Annotated in this window: 16 protein-coding genes, 1 tRNA gene and 1 pseudogene; 13 read left to right on the top strand and 5 right to left on the bottom strand. The window is 64.4% G+C overall.

Annotated elements, in window-relative coordinates; all coding sequences use genetic code 11:
• Window positions 1-37 precede the first annotated feature (37 nt).
• Entirely contained in the window at window positions 38-796 is a 759-nt protein-coding gene (locus Pen02_RS28245) for an SRPBCC family protein (protein WP_203869168.1), read from the top strand.
• 318 nt (window positions 797-1114) lie between these two features.
• Here the strand turns inward: Pen02_RS28245 and Pen02_RS28240 are convergent, their stop codons facing one another.
• On the bottom strand, window positions 1115-1483 hold the full coding sequence (locus Pen02_RS28240) for a MerR family transcriptional regulator (RefSeq protein WP_239141427.1): 369 nt from the start codon (window positions 1481-1483) through the stop codon (window positions 1115-1117).
• A 23-nt stretch (window positions 1484-1506) separates the two neighbouring features.
• On the opposite strand from Pen02_RS28240, the gene Pen02_RS28235 reads away from it, so the two are divergent.
• From Pen02_RS28235 to Pen02_RS28215, 5 genes and pseudogenes are all read left to right on the top strand, one after another.
• Window positions 1507-1821: a hypothetical protein gene (locus tag Pen02_RS28235; RefSeq protein WP_203869166.1), complete on the top strand. Its 315-nt coding sequence runs from the start codon at window positions 1507-1509 to the stop codon at window positions 1819-1821.
• Window positions 1822-2609: 788 nt separating this feature from the next.
• A pseudogene (locus Pen02_RS43070) lies at window positions 2610-2951 on the top strand (FAD/NAD(P)-binding protein); the annotation flags it as partial.
• A complete protein-coding gene (locus Pen02_RS28225; RefSeq protein WP_203869164.1) occupies window positions 2926-3144 on the top strand; it encodes a hypothetical protein in 219 nt (72 codons plus the stop codon). The pseudogene Pen02_RS43070 and the gene Pen02_RS28225, both read left to right, overlap by 26 nt.
• A 96-nt stretch (window positions 3145-3240) precedes the next feature.
• Entirely contained in the window at window positions 3241-3411 is a 171-nt protein-coding gene (locus Pen02_RS28220) for a hypothetical protein (RefSeq protein WP_203869163.1), read from the top strand.
• Between the two features lie 61 nt (window positions 3412-3472).
• Window positions 3473-4201, top strand: coding sequence for a response regulator transcription factor (locus tag Pen02_RS28215; protein ID WP_203869162.1), 729 nt, complete (start codon window positions 3473-3475; stop codon window positions 4199-4201).
• Window positions 4202-4228: 27 nt separating this feature from the next.
• On the opposite strand, the gene Pen02_RS28210 is transcribed toward Pen02_RS28215, so the two are convergent.
• Both Pen02_RS28210 and Pen02_RS28205 read right to left on the bottom strand, forming a co-directional pair.
• On the bottom strand, window positions 4229-5284 hold the full coding sequence (locus Pen02_RS28210; RefSeq protein WP_203869161.1) for a peptidylprolyl isomerase: 1056 nt from the start codon (window positions 5282-5284) through the stop codon (window positions 4229-4231).
• Complete coding sequence (locus tag Pen02_RS28205) at window positions 5278-6201, bottom strand: hypothetical protein (protein ID WP_203869160.1); 924 nt, start codon at window positions 6199-6201, stop codon at window positions 5278-5280. Before Pen02_RS28205 ends, Pen02_RS28210 begins: the two co-directional genes overlap by 7 nt.
• A 203-nt stretch (window positions 6202-6404) precedes the next feature.
• On the opposite strand from Pen02_RS28205, the gene Pen02_RS28200 reads away from it, so the two are divergent.
• Window positions 6405-6836, top strand: coding sequence for a hypothetical protein (locus Pen02_RS28200; RefSeq protein WP_203869159.1), 432 nt, complete (start codon window positions 6405-6407; stop codon window positions 6834-6836).
• A 349-nt stretch (window positions 6837-7185) separates the two neighbouring features.
• Here Pen02_RS28200 and Pen02_RS28195 read toward each other — a convergent pair whose 3' ends face one another.
• Window positions 7186-7731, bottom strand: coding sequence for a DUF6244 family protein (locus Pen02_RS28195; protein ID WP_203869158.1), 546 nt, complete (start codon window positions 7729-7731; stop codon window positions 7186-7188).
• 338 nt (window positions 7732-8069) lie between these two features.
• Between Pen02_RS28195 and Pen02_RS28190 the strand changes: the two genes are divergently transcribed.
• A tRNA-Arg gene (locus tag Pen02_RS28190) sits at window positions 8070-8145 on the top strand.
• Between the two features lie 532 nt (window positions 8146-8677).
• Here Pen02_RS28190 and Pen02_RS28185 read toward each other — a convergent pair.
• Window positions 8678-9541 (bottom strand): recombinase family protein, encoded by an 864-nt coding sequence (locus Pen02_RS28185; RefSeq protein WP_203869157.1) that lies wholly within the window; start codon window positions 9539-9541, stop codon window positions 8678-8680.
• A 497-nt stretch (window positions 9542-10038) separates the two neighbouring features.
• Here Pen02_RS28185 and Pen02_RS28180 point away from each other — a divergent pair, with 497 nt between their 5' ends.
• From Pen02_RS28180 to Pen02_RS28160, 5 genes are all read left to right on the top strand, one after another.
• Window positions 10039-10638: a hypothetical protein gene (locus tag Pen02_RS28180; protein ID WP_203869156.1), complete on the top strand. Its 600-nt coding sequence runs from the start codon at window positions 10039-10041 to the stop codon at window positions 10636-10638.
• Window positions 10635-12062 (top strand): hypothetical protein, encoded by a 1428-nt coding sequence (locus Pen02_RS28175; protein ID WP_203869155.1) that lies wholly within the window; start codon window positions 10635-10637, stop codon window positions 12060-12062. The genes Pen02_RS28180 and Pen02_RS28175 overlap by 4 nt, the downstream gene beginning before the upstream one ends.
• Before the next feature lie 264 nt (window positions 12063-12326).
• Window positions 12327-15047 (top strand): hypothetical protein, encoded by a 2721-nt coding sequence (locus Pen02_RS28170; protein WP_203869154.1) that lies wholly within the window; start codon window positions 12327-12329, stop codon window positions 15045-15047.
• A complete protein-coding gene (locus Pen02_RS28165) occupies window positions 15047-16129 on the top strand; it encodes a hypothetical protein (RefSeq protein WP_203869153.1) in 1083 nt (360 codons plus the stop codon). Before Pen02_RS28170 ends, Pen02_RS28165 begins: the two co-directional genes overlap by 1 nt.
• Window positions 16119-21689 (top strand): DEAD/DEAH box helicase, encoded by a 5571-nt coding sequence (locus Pen02_RS28160; RefSeq protein ID WP_203869152.1) that lies wholly within the window; start codon window positions 16119-16121, stop codon window positions 21687-21689. Before Pen02_RS28165 ends, Pen02_RS28160 begins: the two co-directional genes overlap by 11 nt.
• Window positions 21690-22022: the final 333 nt, after the last annotated feature.

Below are 22022 nucleotides of genomic sequence, written 5' to 3'. Positions count from 1 at the left end.
GCTGATTCCGCACGTCAGCGAATTGGAGAATCCAACCGTGGGACACAAGTTCGAGCTGCGCAAGGAGATCGAGCTGGCCGCGACGCCGGAGCAGGTCTGGGCGGCGATCGCCACCGGCCCCGGCATCGACTCCTGGTTCATGGGCCAGACCGAGGTGGACCCGCGCGAGGGTGGGCGGAACACGTTCACCATGGCCGGGCACACCGAGGAGTCGACGGTGACGGCCTGGGAGCCCGGCAAGCGGTTCGCGTACGGCACCGAACCCGGGCCGGACGGCGGCTTCATGGCCATCGAATACCTGATCGAGGGTCGTGACCAGGGCAGTACGGTACTGCGGCTGGTGCAGAGCGGCGTGCTCGGCGACAACTGGGAGACCGAGTACGAGGCGATGCAGGTCGGCTGGGACATGTACCTGGGGACCCTGGCCGCGTACGTCCGGCACTTTCCCGGGCGACACGCCGCGCAGGTCGCCGCGTTCCGGCCCGGTGCCGGCGAACCAGACCAGGTCTGGGCGGCCGTGGCCGGGGCGTTCGGCATCTCCGGCGAGGTCGTCGAGGGTGCACCGGCCCGGCTCGTCCTCGACGGGCTGGCGCCGATCGAGGGCACCGTCGACCTCGCCGGCCTGCCCACCTACTTCGGGGTACGCACCGACGACGCGCTCTACCGGTTCCTGTACTCCGGCACCGACCGGGGCAGCGCGCTGGTCCTCAACCACCACCTCTTCGACGCCGGGGCAGACCAGGTCGGCGCCCACCGGGCCTGGCAGGAGTGGCTCGATCAGTTCCCAGTCGGCTGACCTCGACCGGTTCCCCGTCGACTGGTCCGGGCGGGTTCCCCGTCGGCCGGCCACGGCGGGTTACCCGTCGGCTGGTCCGGGCGGGTTTGCCGCTGGCTGGTCCGGGGGGGGTCTCGGTCGGTCGGTCCGAGTGGGGAGGGTTCCGGCGTCGGAGCCCTCCCCACGTCGGTCATCGCGCTGGTTAGCTGCCAGTCACATTGCCTGTGCCTGTGCTGCTGCCGTCGGGGCTAGGGTTGGGGTCGGCTGGTGGGGTGCCCCAGAGGCGGTCCGCGGTTTCCTGCCGGACCACCTCCTCGTACGCGGTGACCTTGTTCGTGATCAGGTCCAGGCAGTCGTGGAGTTTGTCGATCCGGTCCAGCCCCTTTGCTGGTGCTCGCGGAGCAGTTCGAGGCGTTCCGCCTCGTTGCCCAGGCCCTCGCTCAGCAACTCCGCGAGGCGGCGGATCGTGACCAGCGGCATTCCGGACGCCCGGAACTTCGTGCAGTTGTCGAGCCACTGCACGTCGGCTTCGAGGTAAACACGACGGCCACCGGCATCGCGGCGAAGGTGGCCGGTGAGCAGCCCTTCACGCTCGTACAGCCGGAAGGTGTGCACGCTCAGGCCGGTACGTCGAGCCACCTGCCCGATGCTGAATTCCGCCGGGATGCCGAGCACGGTGCGGCGCATACGCGCGTTGACCTCGACCACGGTCAAGCCAATAGCTTCGCCGGATGGCAGCGACAGCAGACAATGCGCGGTTCGGCCCTCGAAGCACCGCCGACGAGGTGCTGCGGGGCATCGACCTCACCGGCCGGCTCGCGGTCGTCACCGGTCGATACTCCGGGCTCGGTTGGCAGACCACCGCCGCGCAGGGAGCGGCGACGCGGGTCTGGGCCGCCACCCCGCCCCTGCTCGCCGGGCGGGGCGGCCTGTACTGCGAGGACTGCGACATCGTCGGGTGCGAGATCGACGAGGCGGATGCGGCACGGCTGTGGGCACTCTCCGCCGAGTCGACCGGCGTCAACGCTTTCGTGGCCGGGCGTTGACCTCCGGTGTACCCGCTGAACCGGGGGAATCGATCTTCGGCGTACCGCTCCGCCACGGATCTGGTTCGGGCATGCGGGAACGGTCGCCACCGTACCCGACCTTTACGGTCAATAAGCCAACGACCAGCACCTATGGCTGTCTTTCATGATCAGTCATACCGAGGGGTTGACCGCCCAGATGGCGATCTATACTCTGTCTTCTGTCGATCTCGTCGGTTGATCTGCTATGGCGAGTGTCGAGCACCTGATCCTGATATCGACTGCACCTAATCTGCGATCCTCTGGTCGAGGGCTCCGACAGATTCCTCAAATGAATGCACAACAACAGACACGGGGGTGTTTGAGGTTGGTTGCTTCGTATATCCCTCCTGTCGCGCCACATAGGAGCGCGGCAGAGAGCCTCCGGGAACTATGTCGCCCGCAGGGTCGGGCATCCTGTCGCCAGCGTGCACGGCCGGGGCGGCAACCCGCCGCCGGCCACCAGCGCTGACCTCGGCTTTGCATGGTGTGGCTCCGTAACGGACTGCTGGGCGCACTCGTGTGCTCAGCGGGGCCGCAACGTGGCCGGGTGCCGACGCACTTTGCGTGGAGCAGCAGCGCAGGGAGGCGAAACTTGACCGGCAACGGGGGCACGACGCTGGCGGTTATCGGGATGGACCCGACGTGGGTGTCATGCGTCTGGCAGTTCGTCAACGAAATACCCGCGTACCCACCCGGCATCCTGGTTCACCCGACGGTCGTCGACTTGTCCGAGGAAATAGGGGCCGGGTTGCGCATTCGATTCCACGGACCGCCTGAACATGCGGTCGGATCGACTGTCGAACGGTCCCCGGGCGCCCGGCGACCTCACGGACTGGCTACGTGGCAGCCGCGACGACCGGCGTTGCGACGAGCTGATGTATCAGCCGCGCCTCATGTTCGGGAAATATCTGAAGCATCGCCTCGACCGGGCCGTCGCGTCGATCGACCCGTCCCGGCTGACGTTCGAGCACTGGCGTACGACGGCGGTCGACCTCGATTCCCCAAGGTGCAGGGGGCGCGCCGAATCGACCAACCGGCGTTGCTTGGGCCGGGGTGGCTGCGGCGGGCGACCCGCTCCGGATCGTGGCGCATCGACCTGCGCCCGGTGACTGGGTGAACGCCTGCCTCGAACGGCTCACCCGGCACCTCGACCCGACCCGGCAGCCGTCGCCCGGTCCGGCCACGGCGGTCGAGCGGATGCTGACCGCCCATGTCGAGGCTCCCGAGATGTTCTCCCCGAACCCGATCCAGACCCCGACCTCGATCCCGCCATCCGGCGGCATGACCCACCTGGAGGCGTGAGGCCCGGCCCGATCCGTCACGGCGGACGGATCGGACCCGACGACGAAGCGTTTCGAACGGTCACCAGCGGCGAGCACAAGAGATAGGAGCGGGCCTATGCGTTCGGCGATGGACTACCGACACGAATACGTCGACCCGGGTGACGAGCGGTTCGGGATCCACCACCCGTTGGCCGAGGCGGACGCTGCCCGGCTGGACCACCTCGCCCGGGTACGATCCGACGGCCCGCCCGCCCGCCGGACCGCGGACTTCACGGATCGCCGCTGAGCCGCAGGCACGCCTCGGTGACACCACTGGCATCGCACCGGCACAACGGGGGTTATTCGCGATGGGTTCTTCGGGTAACACCATCACCGTTCTGATCTGCGACGGGCTCGCCGTCGTCAATGCCGGCATCCGCGCGCTTCTCGACCAGGTCGCCACCATCCGGGTGGTGGGTGAGACGTCGAACGCGGTGCAGGCGGTCTCGCTCGCGGCCCGGCTCCGCCCCGACGTGGCCATCGTCGACAGTGATCTGCCGCCGTGGGGGTGTGCGGAGGTCATCCGACGCATCGCGCAGAACGGCAACGGACATGCCCCCAAGGTGATCGTGACGTACACCCCGACGAGCATCGATCCGGTTCCGGCACTGTCGGCAGGGGCTCGGGCGGTGGTGCCGAAGGGCGACATCATCGGGTACCTGGCACAGCTGATCCAGGTGGTGGAGGGTGCGGACGGGGTCTTCCTGCCGGCCGGCCTCGCCACCCGGCTCCGGCTGCTGACGAGTCAGCCGGACGTCGTACCGGAGCGGACGCCCGAGTTGCTCAGCCGGCTGACCCCGCGCGAGCGGGAAGTGCTGCTGATGGTGGCCCGTGGCCGCAACACCCGGCGCATCGCCGCCGAACTCGGCGTCTCGGAGGCCACCGTACGGACCCACATGCACCACGTGCTGCACAAGCTGAACCTTCAGGACCGCGCCCAGGCCGTCGTGTACGCCTACCAGGCCGGGCTGGTAGGCGGCGTGGACGGGACCGGCACGCCGTCGCCGCCGACGGCTGGCCCGCTACCCGCACCGTGACCGATGGGGACAGCGGGCCAGGGGTCGTCAGCGAGGTGCCGTGACCCGGGCGGTCGGCACCAGTTCGTCCCCGACCTCTGCGCGGTACCGGTCCAGGGCGTCCTGGTTGATCCTGACATCGGCCGCCGGCCGGAGCCGCGCCTCCAGGTCCTTGATCACCTGCCCCCGCCACTCGTTCGCCATCAGTTCCCGTACCCGCTGTTCCGTGGCGGCGTTCCACGGGGCGGGCAGGAGTTCGACCTTCGCCATCCGGATGACCCAGAACCGACCGTCGTCGGTCTCGGCCAGGCCCACGTCGCCGGCCTTCCGGGTGGAGACCACCACCCGGGCGACCGGCAGCGGTACCTCGTCGGCCGCCGCGTCGACGTCCGCGACGTGTCCGGCCTTCGCCTTGGACGCCACGTCGGTCGAGTACTGGGCCACCAGCTCGGCGAACGTCCGGTCGTCCGCCGTCGCCGCCTTGCCCAGCACCTCACGCGCCTGTGCGAGGTCGGTGAGGATGATCGCCGACACCGTACCGCCACGGAACCGGGACAGCCGGTCCAGATTGGCCTGGTAGAACGCGCGGACCTCCGGCTGGGTGAGCTTCTCCGGGTGATGCCCGCGTGCCCGCAGCTCCTTGTCGAGCAGGGCCACGTTCAACTGGCCGTCCACCACGCTCCGCGCGCCGTTGTCGTCGGCCGGTACGCCCTGCCGCCGCGCCTCGGCGGAGAGCAGCCGGACGATGACGGCGTCGCGCAGCGCCGAGTCGACCGGATCGGCCGGCGGATCGACACCCACCCACGGTGCCTTCGTGCGGATGTGCGGACCGACGTCCAGACCGTAGACGGCCGCACCGTCGACCGTCGCAACGATCTCGTCACCAGGGTCGACACGTGCCTCCGGTACCCGGGCGTTCGCGATTGTCATCGTCACGCCGGCGACCAGCACCGCCACCGCGACCATCGACAACGTCCACCGGAACGCCCGACCCGCCGTACCCGTCGAAGGCCCCTCCGCTTTCGCCTCCTCTTGGGCGACGGGGCCCTCCTCGCCGCCGGTCACGGCCGGCGAGGAGTTCCCGTCGTCGTGCTGGGTCAACATTGCCAACCACAGTTTTGCCTACCCAGGAGGAAGTCCTCGTCGGCTTCCCCGTACTCGTCGCCGCATTCGCCGTCCCAGGGGTTGAGGCAGCCGCCGTGGTCGCCGCAGCACTGGTCATGGTCGAGGCAGTCGTAGGTGTAGATGCCGAGCCCGTCCGGGACGCAGCAGCCACCACCGCACCGACCCTTGCAGTTCACCGACTTGCCGACGGCGACGGCGGTGCACCGGTGGCAGTGCCCGTTGGCGTCGTGGCATTCAGCGTGGCTGCCGCTGCATCCGGTGTAGAGGATGCCGTCCTCGTTCGCCTCCTGGCAGGCGGCCGCGCTCTGCTCGCCGGTAGCCGGGTTGAGGCACTCCTCTGCCTGCGGCAGCGGTGCACCCTTGGCGTCGGTGAGCGGCTTGGGTACGTCGGACTCCTTGACGTCCTTGAAGGAGTCGCCGGTGAGCACGTACCCGGCCGGGGCCTCGGACCAGTAGTTGACGGCCCGGTGCAGCAGCGCCTCGTGCGGGCCGAGCACCGCCTTGCCCGGCCGGAACTGCCCGGCCAGCGCCTTCTCCATGCCGGCGAGCGCGGTCTTGCCCTCGGCGCCGAGGATCTTGCCGTCGGCCTTCCACGAACCCGTCCGTGCCGCGTAGTCCACGGTCGCCGTGAGCACGACGCCGTTGACCGTGACCGTCACCGTGGCCTGGTCAGTGCCGGTACGCTTCGCGTCGTACTCGACCAGCGAGCCGGCCAGCCCGTACTTGCCCTGCACCGACTTGGCGTCCCTGACCTCGACGGTCAGATCTCCGTTCGGGGCGGGACTCTGCTGCTGCTCCGCGAACACGGCGGTGGGTGCGCTCGCCGCCACGATCAGGCCGAGGCCGATACCCATGGCTGCCTGGGGCAGGCGACGGAGCGCTTTTGTGATCAACACTTTCACCTCCCGGGGGTCTGGTTGTGACAGTCGGGAAAAACTAAGTCCGGGACACCATTGCTGTCTTCCGCGCACCCGGGAGACTGGACACAACATTTGTTGAGATCAGCCTCGATCCCCACAGGTTGTGCACATCAATGGTTGACTAGTTTGTTCTGTCCGCTTCTGTCACGATGGAGTCCGAGATTCGGGAGGTGGTCGCCATGCGGACCACGACGCTCATCGCGCTGACCCTGGCCGTACTGCTCGCCGTCGTCATCGGCCTCGCTCTATGGCGTCGGCCATTGCGCAACGGCACCCTGACCCTGCTGCTGGCGGCGCTGACCGCCGCAGTGGCGGTGAGCATCGCGACGCTGCCGCTGCTCCTCGACGACGGGGGTGCGTCGGGAGCGGCCGTGGCGATCGTCCCGCCCGTGACGATCACCGGCATCGCGGCTGCGGTGGCCTGGCGCTGGCAAACCGCCGGTCTCGTCGTCACCTGGCTGGCCACCATGCTGATGGGCCTCTACGTACTGGTGTTCTCGCTCGGTCTGGGGCTGTTCTACGTACCGGCGGCGCTGCTGCTCTTCGCCGCCGCACTCACCGGCAGCGCGCGCGCCGCAGGACTGTCCCGCAGCGCCAGGCAGCCGGTGTGACGGCCTGACGTCGACACTGTTCGCGGTGGGACCGCCGGTCCGGCGTCGCCGCGTCGGCCGACCCCGACCAGTCGTTCCAGGGTCCCTGGGCGGCGTCGAGACGGCCGGCGTGGCCGTCTCGACTGGTGGCCGGGAGTCGTACTGATCCAAACCGCCGGTCGTACGAGATATCCCGACAGCGTCTCGAGACGAAACCTCCGTCAGCTCTTGATGCCTGTTCGCGGCAGCGCCTCGGTTGCTTCCGATGTGGCGAGTTCAGTCCCCTGATCCAGTGGAATGTCGCCCGCGAGAGGCACGCGGTATTCGATAGTCAAACGTGGCATCGCCGGTGAGCTGCCGCCAGCCCGGCCTAGTTTCCCGAGCTGCCCGTCCGGCGTGCGTCGTGGACGGCCGAGGCGAGTGACTGCTTGACCGCGCCGCCCTGCTGCGCGACCAGCAACAGGATCTCCTTGATGGTCCCGAGCATTGAGAGCAGCGGTCCCGGATCGCCACCCTGCAACACCCTGACGACGAGGGTCCGGGCGTCGTCGACCTTGCCGATGGACGAGCCGACTCCGTCGTGCGCGGTGTCCACCCTGTCTGCCGCACAATTCAGCGCCTCGATGACTTCGGCTGGCGAGGCCTCCTTCGGTACCGCGACGACGGAGGTCGAGGCCTGGTCGATTGCGACGTGGACGTTGTCCAGGCCACCCTGGACGTTCCTGATCGCTTCTCGTACCTGCGACATGCCGGCGACGATCCCGGTGAATCCCGCAGCTGCCGCCCTCGTCGCCACCTGCTCAGCCTCCTGTGCGGTGGCGGTAGCGGTCGACCTGGCCCGGTCGACGCCGGCACGCATCGACCGCAGTTCGCCGCTGATGGCGTCGGTTTGCGACATGTTGGCAGAGTCCTCCATCAAAAAGGCAGGCCACGATGCCGATGCTCTCAGCAACGTGATCGGCGGTCGGCCGCCGCAGGAGCGAGGTCCGTCGTCAATCGTACGAATCCCGGCCGACGCCCCAGGAGCCGCTCCGCTGGACGCAGCCACAGCTTCTCTGCCACCGCGGATGCCAGTAACAAGCGCCGGCCTCGGGGTGGTCGGGCCGGATAACCTGCCTGTCTGGCACGCTGCTCCCAGCGACTACCCTGATCAGGTACGGATCGGTGATCCGCTGGTGCCGGTGCCAGCGCTGACGATTCTGGTGGCTCCCTGCGGTACGCTGACAGCCGCCGCCAGCTAGCCTGGATCATGACGCCCTCGTAGCTCAGGGGATAGAGCAACGGTTTCCTAAACCGTGTGTCGCAGGTTCGAATCCTGCCGGGGGCACCAAACGGATATGCGACGCCGGTTGTGGTAGGTCGGCGGGCGCTGGTAGCGGAAGTTTTAGCCCCGGCGCGTCGGCCAAGGTGATCTCTACGTCGGCGACTCGATCCTCTGGGTGGTACCGCACCTGGACGTTCAACGCCTCGTATAGCGCGTGGAGATCCTCGGGCGGCCGACCGATGAGGGTGTCGGCCAGTTCGGGAAGCCGGTTTAGCGCTGCCGTGATTTCGTCGAGGCCGGGTGGCGCGGCTGCGATCTCGGCTTCGGTCTGATCGGCTTCGGCCTGCCGGCGAGCGATCATGTCTTCGAGTTCGCCGATGCGGGTGGCGATTTGGCGTCTCGCCGCAGGCGTGATGTCGTCGGCTTCCAGGTTGAGTACCTGGCGGCGGAATCGCCGGTTGAGGTCGGCGATGTCGTTGTTGATCTCTGCTAGTCGAGTGGCTGCCGGGGCGCGGCCGTTGTTCTGGTCGTCGTTGGCTGCGTCGAAGCATTCGCGCCAGTAGGTGAGGCGGTCCTTCCTTACCGAAGATCGTGTAGGTCAGCCATGTGGCGATGGCTTCGTGGAGGGGTCCTCTGCCAGGTAGATGGTGGGTGGATGTTCGGCGGGGATGTTGGTCGAGCGTGTCTTGCCGGGGTAGCAGAAGTAGTAGCGGCGGCCGGAGCGGCGGCGGATGTTGCCGGCCATGCGGAGGTCGCAGATGCCGCAGCGCAGCCGGCCTCGGTAGAGGTAGTCGGCGCGGGACTTTCGTTGCTGGGACTGTTCTTCGCCGCTGAGTGCTGGGCGGCGAGAGCCTTCGTTGGCCGCCGCGCGAGCGGCCACGGTGTGGTACTTGTCCCTGCTCACGATCGGCTCGTGGGTCGGCTCGGGGGACCAGATCCACTCGCTGGGCGGGTTGAGCTGGTTTCCCACGCTCTTCCGGCCGCGTCGGTTCCACACCATGTAGCCGGTGTACTTGGGGTTGCGAAGGATCTCCCACACGCTGGAGATCGACCACCTGCCGAGAGCCCGCTTGGGATCGGGCGGCGTCGGGGCGGGGAACAGATCGGGGTTGGCGTTGAGCCAGTCGCGGATCTGCTGGAGTCCCAGCCCGCTGTAGAGGTACAGGTCGTAGATGTAGCGGACGACGGTGGCGCGGATGGCGTCCAGGATCAGGCGAGTCTTGGTCTTGCCCTGCTCGCGGCGAGCCGGCACCGGGTGGGGAATCTTCTCGGCCTGGTAGCCGTACGGCGGGCGGCCGATGTTGAAGCCCTGCTCGGTGTGTTCCTTGAAGCCGTCCCAGGACTTCTCCATCGCTTCCAAGGCGTACCACTCGGCGACACCCTGCTTGACGCGGCGCGTCAGGATGGCGGTGGCTCGTTTGCGTCCGGCATGCATGGGCTCGTCGGCAGCGGCGAGCAGCACGCCCAGCCCTCATCCACGATCAGACGCGCCAGACGCAGACGTGCGCGAAGGGGTCAGAGCGGCGTTAGCGTGTGACACGAAGGCCTCCTGTTGCCGGAGCGGTTCCTAGACAGCTCCACTCCACAACCGGAGGCCTTCACCTACCTACGACATCAGATCGTGTCGTCACACAATCTCGACCAACCACCCTGGGCAGTACAACTAGGTAGTGCACGTCGGCGGTGTCCGAGGACAGCCCGGCGACGAGCGTCAGCAGCCCGCGTACCGTGCATTGGTACCCGCGGCTGAACCGCACCGCAGCATGCACCCGCGCCGCTGGTCACCTTCGCGGACCGCGTCCACACGTTGACCGGTACGCCGATGTTTCCCACTGTCGTCGCCACAGTCTTCGCGGCGAACAGGGTGGCGTGCGGGCCGGCACGCGCTCGAGCAACGAGCACGACATCGCTGGACCACCGTAGCTGTGGTCGCTTCCTGTCGCACGGTAACCTCCCTCCATGCCCGGCGAAGCGATGCACAAGAAGGGTGCTGACGGGGCGCAGCGCGCCAAGCGCTGGCTCGACGCGACCACTCGGACTCGTGCATCATGGACCAACGAGGACGAAGTAGCCGGCGGCCGACTCGAATTTTGTTGGCCGCATGCTGGCCAGGAACCTTACTCCTTCGATGTCGGGGGATTTCTCTACGGAAAGCCTTTCGACAACCATTCGTTCATGGCGGAGGTTAAGAACTATTCTGGCGACAGCCTCGGCAACGATTATGACGACTTCCTTGCGAAATGCTACCTCACCTGGCGGGAAAACGCTCGTTGGGCCAATCAATTCATGTTTCTGACGTGGCACCCGTTTCGCATAAAAAGCTGGACTCAGCTCCGGGACCCTGACGCGATCATCAAGGGATGCGTTGCTAACCGTCGCCGACTATTTGGGGTCGAAGACGAAGGCGAGGCACAGGCGTGCATCGATACATCCCTTGTCAACGAGCTAACAGATCGCCTCTGGGTAGTCGTTCTTTCCGAGAAACAGGAACAACTCCTCATATCAGACAAGGACCGTGCTCTGATCGTGTCCTCTCGCATCGAGAAAGGACTAATGTGAGCCAGTTTGATGACGCCATAACCGGCTTGGTGGGCGAGAGCCCACGGGAACGGATCAGTGCCATCAAGGCGGCAGTTGTTGACAATCTACGCGCCGCCGACAGTCGAATGAGGATTGAGACAACAGACCACTTCAACCACTCTTTTGTGCCGGATCTCATCCTATCGTGGCCGGGTCAAAACGAAAATCGTCGCATTTACCTGCGCACGTCGTACCGCATTTGGGACCTGCTTCGCGACGTCGACCTCCTCGCCAACGATCAGCCGATCCTCATGCCGCTGGTTCCAATGCGTGAAGAGGAGGACGAAGACGCCTCCGTACTACATGAACGTACTAAAGAAAGCCGCACTCTCGTCACTAATCCCTATGGACTAGAGGCCTTCGCTGAAGGACGTGATACCACGCCGATCGTAGCGCTGCTCACCCACGCGATACTTCAAGGCGGACGTGGGGTCATCACGACCCGCCGCGCCCGCGAGATTAGCGGCCAGGTTGCTGCTGGCTTCTCTGGAGCGCGTGACGCCGCCTACGAAGCGACCAGCGCAGCCGTGGCCGTGAATGAATCCAATCTTGATCCACACCGGGCATCCCAGATGAACCGCCTACTTCACGCACTGTGGATTGGCTCAGGCGCTCCTCCGAGTGAATTCCCTCGGGCCACCGGTGCGATGGCCACCCTCGACGAGGAGGCGCTGCGTTTCGTTCTTGAAATGCCAGACCTCGAGGACGACACTTTCTGGCACGGCCTCGGTTTCGGACTTACTACTGAACGGCTCTGCCAACTCGTCGACTTCCCAGCCAACGCCAATCTTCAAAGACTACTGCAACATAGCGCCTATCGCCTAACCGCCAAAGCTTGCCGTGTGGTCGCGACCCCGCAGCGCCGTATGGAGGACGTTCCGCGCTGGTCGATAACGTCAAACACTCTTACGTTACAGTCGCCTCGCTATCGCATACATTTCGCCCCGCGATCGGTCATAGACCTACCCGAGAGCACTTCGGTTCGCGAAACAGTATCGGTTTCAGAACTAAAGAGGCGAGCAGAAAACGCGGAGGTCGAGGTTGCCGAGGTGCGCCTATCGAACGGCGACGCCACCGTTGCTTACACCTCGGCCGAACGGCCCGACGTCGTCCAAGACGACTTCCTGAGCGCCATTGCCGCCCTCCTCAGCAACGGCTTCGTCGCCAGCGTCACAGCGCGAATTGGCAATGGTTCACGGAGCGTGCGATGTTCCTTTGACTCTTGCACCGGCGGCGGAAACGGAAACACTCGGTACCTTCTTTCCGAACTCGCCACCGTCGCCGCCCCGCTGCTTTGCCCGATACTCACAGACGAGTTGATTGCCATTCGAAACGCAACTCATTCCGGCGTGGCCGAGAACGAGTCGGCATGGAATGCTCAACGATCAGAAGGGAAAGCCTGACGCTAGTTTACGTTGAGATACTTCGATTCAAAAGTAGAGCCCGCTAACAACTCAACCATACACCCCGTGGTCGCAGACGTACCAGGAAGTCCCACTCCACTGCCATGCCGATGTCGCAGGGTGGAATAGTTGCAGGGAGGTGCAGCTGTGTATAGCGTCGAGTCCAGTAGCACCACCGAACTACTGCAATACCTGCATGAGTCGCTTCACATTCAGTTTAGAGACTTGCACCACTCGAGGCAGCAGCTGGAGTCAAGTTCACCGGTGTTCGCGCTGGAACACGACCTGTCGGGCGACGACCTCGATCTTTTAACGTCGACCATCCGTTTCGAGGTGCGGAAGGGCCTCGGCGCAAGCCTCCGTCGATGGTGGCTCCCGTTCGTCGTCTATGCGGCCGAGTCTGGCTACCGCTACGTGGGCGATGAGTATTGGCCAAGTTTCGAGCAGTCGACTCCCGGATGGCGCAGTGATCAGCGCCCATGGGTAAAAACTTGGTTCCAGAGGTTCGCCACCGAGTATGGCGGAGCGGTTCCAACTGGGGCCTTCGCGTCCAACTTCACGATCATCGCGTGGCCAATCACCCACGCGGTCTTGCCGACCTATTTGCAGCGTCAGCTCGCCCAGTTGTTGTTTGAGTTCAGAGGCGCGCTTACGTCCGATTTGCTCGGTGATCCGGCCAGCCTCGGTGCGCGGCTGGCTCATCGCGCCTCGACTTATACGGAAAGATTCAGGATTTTCTGCGAGAACACGACGCTCGTCGGCCAAGTCGCCGCCGCGCTCTTGTCAGGCGATGAAGAGCAGACGCCTTATCTGTTGCCATCGACGCTGGAGCGGATTGTCGAAGGCTTGTCCGAAGAACAACAGGCCCGCCAATGGCTCAAGTCGGCCCAACGAAGTGCGAGCCGCGTCCGCGGCTTCCAGCAGCGGAGTGCCGTGACGACTGGGCCGACCAGGATGAAGGTCCTGTCGCACGCCACTGATCCGCTCCTGCATCTGCGGCTCGAGACTACTTGGACCGCCTATGCGGAGTTGCCCGACCTAACCTCCCTCGCCGCCGGACAGACGGCCATGTATGACCAACTCCGGTCATCGCGGGGCACGGTGAACGGAGCCGTCCGGGCTGTACCGCCGAGCGCCTTGCTTTACAGCGGACAGGAGGTGCGGCTCGCCAAGTGGCCGCAGCCTAACCAGCCGTTCCTTCAGTTGGAACGCGGCGACGAGAAGACCAACCGTATGCTCGCCGAGCAGTGCGTCATCACCCCCGGACCTTGGTGGCTGTTCCGCCGTCAGGGCGGCGGGTTGGCAGTTGAGGTCAAGGGCAAGCTCGTACATCCTGGTCGCCGGTATGTGCTCGTCGGGCCTGAGGCCGCAACGCCGGCTGTCATCCCTTGGTCTGCCCAGGTCGCAATCGACGTGCAGGGAGTCAGCGCATATGAGCTATCGATTCCCGAGCAGATCAGCGAGTCCGATGCCGCTGCGCTACGTAACAGCGGTATCACGGTCATGTCGCACGTCGACATCCGCCCGGTGGGGGTCGTCGCAAGTGCTTGGGACGGCGACGGCGACGTCGAGTGGCTCGTCGGCGAGCCGGCCATGGTCGGTGTCAGCTCCGATCTCCTCCCCCAACGCTGCCGAGTGAGCGTCGACGGCGCCACCTACTTCCTCGACTGGTCGCCCGGTGAGATGGAACTACTGTTCTCACTAGAGGGCCTTGCCGTTGGCACTCACGATCTTAGTGCTGTGCTGCTTGGAGAGGGCGGCCGAAAACTAGCCGCAGGCTCGCTCGATATCACGATCCGTGATCCGCAGGTGCGTGGCGAAGGTGCGTCAGTGGGTGAGGGCATCCGAATGCTGGCTGCTCCTGCTCGTCCGACGTTGAGTGAACTTTGGGATGAGCGCGCAACCGTCACGATCGACGGTCCGGCGGGAGCCAGCGCTGAGTTGCTGATACAGCTTCGTGCCAGTGACGACAAGGTCGTGGCCGCATTGAAGCGGTCGATCCGCCTGCCTGTCGACGAGGGCTCGTGGAAGGCAATGGCGAAGTCGATCCGAACCGACCGGCGCTTCAGCCATGCATACGACCAATCCGAGTCATGTGTCGTCAGCGTGCGGCAAGACGGAGTCGGGTTTGCGACGCTAACATGCGAACGCGGGTTTCAGCCACTTCGCTGGCACTTCACGCGGTCGCACGATGACCACATCGTTGCGAGCCTGGTCGACCGGACCGATGGGGGAAGTACCACCGTCGAACTTTTCGACGTCGAGGCGCCGCTGATCTCCGTTCCCAAGGTGGCGACTGAACCGTTCGACGTGCCCGCCCGGGGTGGCCTCGCAGTTGCAAAGGCGGGTGATGTGACGGCCGCTGTCGTCCTGCCGACGAACCCCAATGCAGTTCTTCGGCTACCTCCGCAACCGGCGATTTCGTCCCCTTCACGGTCAGCGGATGAAATACTTCACCTCGCCCGAGCACACCAACAGTGGCTTTGCGCTGATCTCCCGGCCGATATCTTCGCCACCTACGAGCAGCAGGTCGTCGGTGACGCGATCGCTCGATCCATTGGTATCTCTATCGGTGGCAGTCATTGGGCCCGGCTAGAGCGGCGACTTGCCACGGCGAGCGAAGCCGCCGAGCACCTCCAAGCCATGCAGGACGCCGTTGGCGTGCTCGGCCCACACAAAGCGATCGCGTCAACCATTGCCTCCAGTCTCTATAAATGGCTGACGCCCGACAGTTTGCTGACCGGTTTTGAACACGTGATCATGCCAAGGCTCGCCGCTCATGGCATCACCGACAAACCAGCGACGTCCCGATTTCTCCTGATGCTCGCCGGCCGCCCGGGCAAAATCACGGAGTGGGAGCCATCGGAGGCGGAATCTGTTCTGGATCGCGTTCTCCAGTCACCGATCCTCTACCGGGCGGCACGCTTCGCGGTGCTCGGCACTCGGGCACTTAGCGACGCCGCTGGCGGGCAACGGGGATTTTAGTGAAACTCACGAAGTTGTCTTCCGATGAAGCGTCGCGCATCGCCGTCACAATGTTGAAGTTGGACGCACACAGCGTCGATCTCAGGTCGCGCGAGGGAGTATCGGCATCGCTGCGCCGAGCTGCGTCTTTCATGTGTCCAACAAGTCCCAGTCGACTGGTCGACGCCGTACTTGGCGCGATCCGCCCGCTGCATGGGCAAGAACTCAGCCGCGACGACGTCGTCGAGGCGCTTGAGTTGTTGGTGGCATCCGGCGATATGCTTGAGCTCCGGCTCGGCAGAGGTCGATCAACTCGCCTGCTCTACCTAGCTCCTCCGTCGTACATTGAGCGGGTTTCCGGCACTTATCTACTCATGGGCATCCGGCCGTTCGACGCACCGCTTATCGATGGCGATCTCGCTCTCAACATCGAATACGAGGGCCACGCTCGCATTTTGAAACTCGATCCATTGACCGCTAAGTTGAGACTAATGGCGCTCGGACTTCAGGACCTTCCGAAGGACCGCTGGGTGGCGAGTCCGTCATCGGAATCGCCTGCGGACCTTATCGGTCGATACCGCGCACGCCTCGACGTCGCGGGCGAGGCCGGTCAGCTCGATGCCCTTTCGATCCTCGATCCGTCATCGTCCGTTCGGTACTACCGGGGGCGTTGGCGGTCGCCAGTGTCCTCTGACACGCGCGACTTCATCGCGCGCCGGCCACAGGCCTACGGTGCCGATCTGTGGTGCTTGCTCCGCCTCCAGGAGGGTGTAGCTCAGCGCCTCATCGAACTGCCGGTCGAAAATCCTGTCGTCCCCGGACGCGATGAAGCGTGGCGCTACCAAGCCGCCGTCGATGCGCTGGGCGGCTCCCCACAGCGATTCCGAATTCGGCCGGGTGTGACGCCTTACGCCACCTTCGACTTCTTCTCGCCGCTGCCTGGATTCGCTGAACGCTACATGCAGTTGGTCGGCCTTTCCCTCGGCAAGACGCCGGGGGCTCTGTTCTCCTATCGGGTGTCACATGCCGCAATCGGCGACGTCGTGGCGTTCCTAGCTGACATGTTGTGGATGGTTCAAGAGGAGGAAACAAGTGGGGTCTGAAGCTCCCACCATCGCCGAGACGATCGCTGAGATCCAAACGGCGTTGAGGGACTACATCGAGGCGACGTATCACGTCGGGCACCCCGCAGTCATCGAGCAGCGTCGTCAGTTGCTGGAGACTGAGGGCGTGCTTTTCAAGGCGCCGTTCATCGAGAGCACGCCAAGATACCGGACGAATCGGCGTTTTGCAGATTTGGATCTTGACCCTGTGGTACACCAACTCTTCGGAATGCTAAGCACGAAGGTCGGCAATCTCGACCGGCTGCTCTATGACCCGCCATACACGCATCAAGCTGAGGCGCTGGAGTGGGCCTCGCTCGACGGCATGAGCCTCGCGATCACGACCGGTACCGGTTCCGGCAAGACTGAGTCGTTCCTTTTGCCGATGCTTGCCAAGCTTGCAGCCGAGGCGGCACATCGACCATCATCCTTCAAGACACCTGCCATCCGCGCCTTGATTCTATATCCGATGAACGCGCTGGTGAACGACCAACTCGGTCGTCTGCGGCTTCTGCTCGGCGACCTGCGGGTAACCACTCAGTTCAATGCGTGGGCGGGGCGGCCAGCGCGATTCGCGCGTTACACCAGCCGCACGTTGTATCCGGGCGTCCGCAAAGTGAAGAAGGACCAACAGCGCCTCGACTCGATCGAGGAGTTCTATGTGCTGCTTATCGACCAGGCCAGCGACCCGACATCGCCCTGGCATGAGCAAGCAGCGGCGCTCAAGCAGAAGCTCGAAGCCCGTGGCAAGTGGCCCGCCAAGCCGGACCTCAAAGCATGGTACGGCCCCAAGGGCTCCCGCTGGCAAGACAAGCATGGAAACTTTATCCGGGCGGTCACTCAGCCCGACGACCCGGAGTTGTTGACGCGCCATGAGGTAATCACGGCACCTCCGGACGCCCTGATTACCAACTACTCGATGCTGGAGTACATGTTGATGCGGCCGCTCGAGCGGCCCATCTTCGATGCCACTCGCCAGTGGCTGGGCGGCAACCCCGACGAGAAGTTCCTCCTGATCGTAGACGAGGCGCACCTCTACCGCGGGGCAGCAGGGGCGGAGGTCGCGCTGCTACTGCGTCGACTCCGCTCTCGGCTAGGGATTCCGGCAGAGCGTCTCCAGGTGATCTGTACCAGTGCTAGCTTCACGAGTCCCGAGTATGCCCGTGACTTTGCGGCCCAGCTCAGCGGCAAGGACGCAAGCGACTTCCGCACCGTCACCAGCAAGTGGGCACTCCGGGCTGGCGCCAGCGCGGGCACCAGTACGGATGCCGAAACGCTCGCAGCCGTTCCGCTCGACGACTTCTACAACAGCGAGACCGACGCACAACGCACCGAGGCGATCACCGGTCTTCTGACGTACCGAGCAGTCCGCGACCGTGATCGCGGCGTCGGTGTGCTGCTCGATGAAGCACTTACGTCGTTCGGACCGATGTGCCTGCTGGTCAACGAGACCATGCAGAAGGCGCAGCCGGTCAGCGAGCTTGGTCAGGCGATCTTCCCTGGTGTTGCGCCATCGGTTGCCGACCGAGCCGTGACGACGCTCGTCGCCCTGGGAAGTGCCGCGCGGAGGGCAGCTGACGAGCCGGGCCTGCTCCCGTGTCGCATCCACGCATTTTTCCGTGGGCTTCCCGGGCTCTGGGCATGCCTCGACCCTGAGTGCGACGCCGTCAACCGGAGTACGTTGCCACCTGGGTTTGGGCCGATCGGGAAGCTTTACGCCCAGCCGCAGGCGACGTGCGACTGCGGCGCTCGGGTGTTCGAGTTCTACACCTGCCGTCACTGCGGCTCGGCATATGCCCGTGGTTACACCGACGACTTGGCGGACCCATCGTTCCTTTGGCACGAGCAAGGGGGCGCCTTTCACAGCACTGCCGGCTCGATCCCGGAGTTATCCGCGCTCGACTTGCTGCTTGAGGAACCCAATGCCGGTCAGGTACAAGTCGCCGAGATCGACCTCGTGACAGGCTGCCTTAACCCATCGAAGGCTCCGACTCGCGGGCGAGTCGTGTTTATCCCGAAGCTACGGAGCGGCGAGGCGGTTACGAGCGACGACGACGATGACGACGGTGGTGATCAGGCTGAGGCAAACGGAGAGTTCAAACCGTGCGGCGTCTGTGGCCAACTTGCCGGTTTCGGTCGTTCGTCCGTTCAGGATCACCAGACCAAGGGCGACCAGCCGTTCCAGGCTCTCGTCGCCCGGCAGATCGAGGTGCAGCCGCCGAGCGCGCCGTACACCGACTTTGCGCCCTTACGCGGTCGCAAGGTCTTGGCGTTCTCCGACTCGCGTCAAGTTGCAGCGCGCTTGGCGCCAAATCTGCAGGCATACTCGATGCGGGACGTAATTCGTCCGTTGATCCTTCGAGGATGGACTGACCTGGTAGCACAGCCGGGCATCGGGCCGCAGTTTAGCCTAGAACGGCTCTACCTAGCCGTCATGGTTGGCGCCAAGGAACTCAAAGTGCGGCTGCGACCTGAGCTCCGACAGGCCGAGTCACTCCACGTCCTCCGAGACGTCGGCAGCGCCATCGATAAGGGTGCACTCACTGGGAACCTCGCTGCGACAATGGAACTTCTTATGCTGACGGCAGCACCGCCGCAGGCATTGCTGCGCGCCATGTACTCAGCCCTTACCGACAAGTACTACGGCCTGACATCGCTTGGGCTGGCATCCCTACGCGAGAAAACGACCTTAACTGGCGAATTGCTCGCAGAGCTTCCACGTATCGACGGCATCGCGGCCACCGATGAGGAGAAGCTTGCACTGCTACGCATGTGGTTGGCGCAGTGGGGCACCCCCGCCCGTGGCATTTGGTTCCCGTCGATGACCGAGGAATGGTGGCGCCAGAAGGGTGGTGTAAAACCGCACTCGGGAAGTTTCCAGGCGATCGAGCGTTGGCTCGGCACCTCCGCAGCGAAGAAGACGTTCAAGCAAGCCTGGCTCCCGACCCTCCAGACCAAGTTCTGCGAGCGCAGCGGTCAGAAGTTCCGTCTGTTGGCTGGCAACGTCGCGCTGGAGCCCGGTGGCCAGTGGGGCTACTGCGAACGCTGCCGGTTCACGCAACGGCCATTTCCCGGATCGGAAAGGTGCATCAATTGCGGCGCGGAAAAAGTTCGCACCCTCGATCCGGAGACCGACGGCGTCTTCCAAGCGCGCAAGGGCTACTACCGGGCTAGTACCTCTCGCGCCCTGCGGACGCCGCCCGACCCACCAATGAGCATCATCGCGGCCGAGCACACCGCACAGCTCAACGCTTCGCAGTCCGACGCCGTCTTCTCCCGGGCCGAGGAATACGAGTTGCTGTTCCAGGATGTGAATGTAGGCCTGCCACGGCCGGGTGAGCCAGAACGGGCTGCCATCGACGTACTCTCGTGTACGACCACGATGGAGGTCGGTATCGACATCGGCAGCCTCTCCGGGGTCGCTCTACGGAACATGCCGCCCTCACGTGCCAACTATCAGCAACGCGCCGGTCGTGCGGGGCGTCGCGGGAACGCTGTGGCGACCGTAATCGCGTTTGGCAGCGCCGACACCCACGACGACCACTACTTTCGCAACCCCGACCTCATGATCCGAGGGCAGGTCGACGACCCGATCCTGACACTGGACAACGATGAGATTGCGCGACGCCACGCGACCGCCTATCTACTGCAACGCTACAACCAAGACCGGCTACCCGCCATCGATCCCGAGGATCAACCGCAATTGTTCGAGGTGCTGGGCACGGTGCGCGGGTTCACCGGGACAACCTCGCCTCTCAACCGCACTGATTTCGAGGATTGGTTGAAGCAGCACGAAGCAACTCTGCGTCGCGATGTCGACTCTTGGCTACCGTCCGAGCTGACGCCGATTGGCCGTGAGGCTGTCCTCGACGGTTTGGTCACCAAAACCTTGAACGATATCGACGCAGCTCTCAACCTTGAGCACGATGGCAGCCTTCCGCAGGCCGAAGAGGGAGACGCGGCGCCTGCCGAACAGGAGGTCGACGATCGGGGCCTTGCCGGAGACGGAGCGGAACTGCCGACCGAACAACGCAGCCGGGCCAATCTGCTCGACCGACTGCTCTACAAAGGTGTGCTGCCGCGATATGCCTTTCCCACGGACGTGGTCTCATTCCATGTCTTCGATCGGGACAAGTCAGAACCGTTCCGCACAGCGTTCCGCTACGAACCCAGCCAGGGGCTGCCGATTGCGCTCAGTCAATACGCTCCGGGCAAGGTGGTATGGATCGACAATAAGGAGTGGACCTCGGGCGCCATCTATGCACCTGTCCGCAAGGAGCTTTTCCAGGCATGGCGTGACCGATGGCTCTACTTTGAGTGTCAGATTTGCCACTATGCAAAGCACTTCCCGTATGATCAAGCGGAACGCGGCGAAGAACGTGACTGCCCGGCCTGCGGTGCTGTCGGCAAGTTCGGCAAGGCGATGAACTGGATGCGTCCACCCGGGTTTGCCCACCGCGTGAGCGATGACCCCGGCACGAGCCCAGATGATGCGCCAGCAAACAGTTACGCAACGAGAGCTAAACTGGTAGCGGAGGGCCCAGAGGAGGAGGACGCCTGGGATCACGTCACGGATCGCCTCGAGCAGACCTACCGGCGCGACACCCTGCTGGTCACGAACACGGGGCCGAGAAGCGAGGGCTACAACTATTGCACCCGTTGTGGCCTAATCGAGCCCACGAAGGGCTCGACCGGCATTGTGACTGGCACCCATCCCAAGCCATATCCCGATGAGCGTGAGCCGGAATGTCAAGGGTCGGCGTCATCGCGCGGCCTGGTGCTCGGTACCGACTTCATCTCCGACGTGCTGCTGGTTCGACTCCAAGTCGAGAAGCCGATCACGTTACGACCGGATTTGCTGTCCACCCAGGTAGCGCTGCGAACGATTGCCGAAGCCCTCACCATCGCGGCCACGGGCGAACTCGATGTCGATGCCACCGAGCTTCAGGCTGAGTACCGCCCTGCGCTAACTCAGGCCGGCAACAACGGTCTGGAAGCTGAGATCTATGTCTACGACACCTTGGCCGGCGGCGCCGGGTTCACCCGCCGCGTCCACGGGTACGGTCGATCGATCTTCGAGAAGGCGCTCGATCGGTTGGAGAAGTGCCCTGCGGACTGTGACGCGTCTTGCTATCGGTGTCTGCGGAGCTTCCGTAACCGATTCGAGCACGGCCTACTTGACCGAAAGATCGGTGCGGCACTGCTGAAGTACGTCCTGAACGGCACGATGCCGGCCCTCGACGACGTGCGGGTAAACCAGTCGATCGACAAGCTGCTGGCCGACCTACAGAGCCGAGATATTGAGGGGATCGAGTTCAGGAAGAACGAGCCTGTCGAGGTCGCCGGCATTGGAACGATCATCGCTCCGATCCTCGCAAACGCAAAGGGACGGGACTGGATCTTCTATATCCAGAGCCCGTTGACCCGCGACGTTCCGCCCACCCGTGAGCTGTGGGATGCCCAGGAACTGGGCAGCGTGCCGGTACACTCGGTCGATGACATGATCGTCATGCGCAACCTGCCCGTCGCGAGTCAGCAGGTGCTGAAATGGCTCCTTTGAGTCCTGATAAAGGACCTATAACTCAGGCGTCGCATGATCGCCGGCGGTGCTTCCCGATGCGCGCCCGGAAGACCGCCGACGTTGCCCGCTGCGCCCGGTTCGATCTCGAAGGAATGGTCATTCGCCGGCACGGCCTGAAGAGTTAGATGCTCCGCAAATCAGAGACGGAGAGCAAGATGGTGGTCCGAACTCCAGCGCCATCGACGACTTTACCTGTAAGGGAAATGGTCCGTATTCTTGACGCTCGACGGTCGACCGGGACGACAAAAGCGTCCTGATCGCTTCAGTGACAAGCGCATCGGAGACGTACCGGCTCACGGCGGGAGCGGCCTT

Origin of the sequence: Plantactinospora endophytica, from assembly GCF_016862915.1 — a bacterium.
Lineage (GTDB): Bacteria > Actinomycetota > Actinomycetes > Mycobacteriales > Micromonosporaceae > Plantactinospora > Plantactinospora endophytica.
This window is presented reverse-complemented; position numbering and strand designations above follow the sequence as displayed.